We start from the raw sequence: 970 nt of genomic DNA, 5'->3' as shown, positions 1-970 counted from the left end.
CGCCCTTCAACCGGTCGCGTTCGTCCGGGGTAAAGCCGAAGCGCCATTGGGGTAGGCCTGCCTGGCGCAGTGCGTTGACGAGGATCGCCAGATCCTGCGGGTTCCGGAAATGTGCATGAGTCATCTCCCACCCAGCCAAGGAGTCCACGTAGCTGGACCCTGCTACGAGGCGGAGCCCATCGGCGATTGCGGCTTTCGCATCCGGTAGACGGCCGCCGCGGACATACGCCGCAGCGAGCGTAAAACGAAAGTTGCCAACCGTGGACGCATCGTCGCGTGTGTGCTCGAGAATCTCGATCGCTTTCTCGACATTCCCCTGGAGAAGAAAAACCAGCCCTGCAGTTTCCCGGTTGATGGCGGAGAGGTCGGGGTCGAGCCTGAGCGCCGTCTCCACCGCGGTGGCTGCGTCGGCATGATTGCCAGCGTATAGCTGAACATATCCAAGGGCTGCTTGCGCCTCTGCATCGCCCGGACCGATTGAAACAGCCTTCTTGGCAGAGGCAATCGCATCTTCGTAGCGGCGATTCACGACCTGCATGATACCGAGAATTGCATAGGGCGATGAAAGGTCCGGGTCGAGTTCCAAAGCTCGGCTCGCCTTCTCATAGGCTCTCTTTCGTGCTGGCGCGCTCTGGATGATGTCGTTGAAGGCCTCGCGCCAGATATAGACTGTCGTGCGCGCGTCGGCCGCAAAGGCTTCTGCGAAAGTGGAGTCGAGCCCCTCTGCCTTGTCGTAGAGCGTGAGCGCCTGCCGCAGCCCGGCCTGCAGGACGCTGCGTGACGCCGTCTCGGCTTGTAGATAGTAATCGTAGGCCTCGAGATTATTCGTCGGCGGGCGTGCCATGCGTTCGCTCTCCGCTGCGGAAGCCTGGATGCCGAGCGCTTTGGCGATCTCCCCGCTCATCTCGTCCTGGACGGCAAACACGCCGGCCATGCCACGGTCGAACCGGTTGGCCCACAGATTGTCGCC

General features: G+C 62.0%; 1 protein-coding gene. It reads right to left on the bottom strand.

Features of this window, described 5'->3' with window-relative positions; genetic code table 11:
* Positions 1–970: tetratricopeptide repeat protein (locus tag H0241_RS35280; RefSeq protein WP_181062293.1), on the bottom strand; the 970-nt coding region annotated here is incomplete at both ends.

The sequence above is a fragment of the Mesorhizobium neociceri genome, from assembly GCF_013520985.1.
Classification (GTDB): domain Bacteria; phylum Pseudomonadota; class Alphaproteobacteria; order Rhizobiales; family Rhizobiaceae; genus Mesorhizobium; species Mesorhizobium neociceri.
Note: the sequence above shows the minus strand (reverse complement) of the source record. Positions and strands in the feature narration are given on the sequence as shown.